The sequence below is a fragment of the Actinomadura violacea genome (assembly GCF_017573465.1).
Lineage (GTDB): Bacteria > Actinomycetota > Actinomycetes > Streptosporangiales > Streptosporangiaceae > Spirillospora > Spirillospora violacea.
Window position 1 is genome coordinate 1 of the sequence record NZ_JAGEPF010000068.1, and the last position, 2,712, is coordinate 2,712.

Here is a 2,712-nt window from a genome sequence, read left to right on the forward strand (position 1 = left end):
GCGGAAAAGGCTTAGGGCCGTCAGACCGGTTGGTCTGACGGCCCTGTTCGGCCACCTCACGGTTTAGGCCTTGTTGTAGGTGTGTTTGGCCCACAGGTAGGAGGCGGCGCCGATGGTGATGCACCAGGCGGTGGCGATGGCGGCGTTGTTGCCGATGTGGGTGCCGAGCAGGAGGCCGCGGAGGGTTTCCATGATGGGGGTGAAGGGCTGGTATTGGGCGAACCAGCGCAGGAGGGTGGGCATGGAGTCGGTGGGGACGAAGCCGCTGCCCAGGAAGGGCAGGAACACCAGTGGCATGGGGGCGTTGCTGGCCGATTCGGGGGTGGGGGACTTGATGCCGAGGGCGACCGCGAGCCAGGTGACGGCCAGGGCGAACAGGGCCAGCAGCCCGGCTGCGGCGGCCCATTCCAGGGGGGTGGCGTTGGGGCGGAATCCGATCGCGACCGCGACGGCGATGACGACGGCGATGCCGAGGAGTTGCTGGATGACGGCGCCGATGACGTGTCCGGTCAGGACGGAGGCGCGGGAGATCCGCATGGTGCGGAACCGGGCGATGATGCCTTCGGTCATGTCGGTGGCGGCCATCACGGCGGTTCCGGTGGCGGCGGTCGCGACGGCCATGAGCAGGATGCCGGGGACGACGTAGTTGATGTAGGCGTGCCTGCCGCCGCCGCCGCCGCCGCCGTGGGTGAGGCCGTTGCCGAGGGTGCCGCCGAAGACGTAGACGAACAGCAGCAGGATGATCACCGGGGTGATGACCAGCTGGACGGTCATGGAGGGGTAGCGGATCAGGCGCTTGAGCTGCCGGCGGGTCATGGTCGCCGAGTCACGCGCGGCGAGGGTCAGAGCGCTCATCGGACGGTCTCCTTGTCCTGGTCCTGCTGCTGGTCGTCGTCCTGCTGGGGCTGGTCGTTGTGGGGCTGGGTGTGGGTGTTGGGGCTGCCGGTGAGGGTGAGGAAGACGTCGTCGAGGTCGGGGGTGTGCACGGCCAGGTCGGCGGGTTGGACGCCGGCGGTGTGCAGGTCGGTGAGCAGGTCGCGCAGGGAGGCGACGCCGCCGTCGGAGGGGATGTTCAGGGTGAGGCGGTCGTCGTCGGCGGGGTCGATGAACCCGCGGCCGAGTGCGGCCCGGGCGGTGTCAAGGGTGTGGTCGTCGGTGAAGCGCAGCGAGACGTGTCCGCCGGGGATGAGGCGTTTGAGCTGGTCGGGGGTGCCTTCGGCGATGAGGTGGCCGTGGTCCAGGACGGCGATGTGGTCGGCGAGCCGGTCGGCTTCTTCCAGGTACTGGGTGGTGAGGAAGATCGTGACCCCGCCGGCGACGAGGTCTTGGACGATCTGCCACATGGCGCGGCGGCTGCGGGGGTCCAGTCCGGTGGTGGGCTCGTCCAGGAAGATCACTTCCGGGTCACCGACCAGGGTCATCGCCAGGTCCAGCCGGCGCTGCATGCCGCCGGAGTAGGTTCCGGCGGGTTTGCCGGCGGCCTCGACCAGGTCGAAGCGCTCCAGCAGTTCGGCGGCCTTGCGCCGTCCGTCGCGGCGCGGCAGGTGTTTCAGGTCGGCCATCAGCAGCAGGTTCTCCTCACCGGTCAGCAGCTTGTCGACCGCCGAGTACTGCCCGGTCACCCCGATCGCCCCCCGCACCTCATCGGGGGCCCGGTGCAGGTCGTGGCCCGCGACCTGCACGGTCCCGGCGTCGGGGGCGATGAGGGTGGACAGGATCTGCACGGTGGTGGTCTTACCGGCCCCGTTCGGGCCGAGCAGGGAGAAGATCGTTCCTTGCGGGACGGCCAGGTCGATGCCCTCCAGCACGACCTTCTCCCCGTCCTTGCCGCGGTAGGACTTGCGCAGCCCGCTCACCGCGATCGCCAACTCGCTCATCACAAAACTCCTCAACAAAATGGGGCAGGGGGTGAAGGGGGTGGCCTGTCAGAGGCTGCGGGCGGTGATGTCGCCCTGGGAGGTGGTCGCGCGGACGAACAGCCGCGGGTTCCCGTCGTTGGTCAGGGTGTTGGTGATGCGGCCGTGGGCGGTGCCGGCGTCCAGCGCCGCCGCCACACCCGCCGCCGCGCCGATCGCGATGTCGCCGGAGTGGGTGGACAGTTCCACCTCGCCGCCGGTGGCCTCGCCGATCCGGATGCTGCCGCGGGCGGTGCTGATCGCGGCGGGGCCGGTCAGCCGGCCGACCTCCACGTCCCCGTCGGCCGCGGTCAGCCGCATCCCGGCGGCCTCGTCGACCTTGATGTGGCGGTAGGCGCCGTCGAACACCACCTCGCCCAGGCGCCCGACGCCGCGCAGTTCGGTCGCCGCGGCCGTGCCCTGCACCCGCGACCCCGCCGGCAGCTGGACCGTGACCTCGACCGACCCCGAACCGGTGAGCGCACCGCCCTCGGGGGCCCGCACCTGCAGCGTCCCGTTGGTGAACTCGATGGTGGTGTTCTCGGCGGCCTTGACGTCGCGGCCCTTGCCCGGGTCGGCGGGGCGGACCTGCACGGTGGCGTCGGTGCGGTCGGCGGCGATCAGCTGCACCCGCCCGGCCGGGACGTTCAGCACCGCGGTGATCGGGGCGGTGATCTCGGTGCTGGTGGCGAAGGTGTTCATCGTGGTGTTCATCGTTGTGCTCCTTGCGGTTCGCCTTGCGGCTCGCTCTTTCTGACATCGCAAACGCTACGTTGCCTTCAAGGTTCAGGCAACACACCTGTTGCGACTTACGAGC

The 2,712-nt window shown here is 70.0% G+C and carries 3 protein-coding genes; all 3 read right to left on the reverse strand.

The window, feature by feature from the left end:
• Positions 1-63: 63 nt before the first annotated feature.
• The 3 genes from J4709_RS52700 to J4709_RS52710 are packed head-to-tail and all read right to left on the reverse strand — an operon-like array spanning position 64 to position 2,597.
• Entirely contained in the window at positions 64-855 is a 792-nt protein-coding gene (locus J4709_RS52700) for an ABC transporter permease (protein WP_208253079.1), read from the reverse strand.
• A complete protein-coding gene (locus tag J4709_RS52705; protein WP_208253080.1) occupies positions 852-1,877 on the reverse strand; it encodes an ATP-binding cassette domain-containing protein in 1,026 nt (341 codons plus the stop codon). Before J4709_RS52705 ends, J4709_RS52700 begins: the two co-directional genes overlap by 4 nt.
• A gap of 48 nt (positions 1,878-1,925) precedes the next feature.
• A complete protein-coding gene (locus J4709_RS52710; protein ID WP_208253081.1) occupies positions 1,926-2,597 on the reverse strand; it encodes a DUF4097 family beta strand repeat-containing protein in 672 nt (223 codons plus the stop codon).
• Between the last annotated feature and the right edge of the window lie 115 nt (positions 2,598-2,712).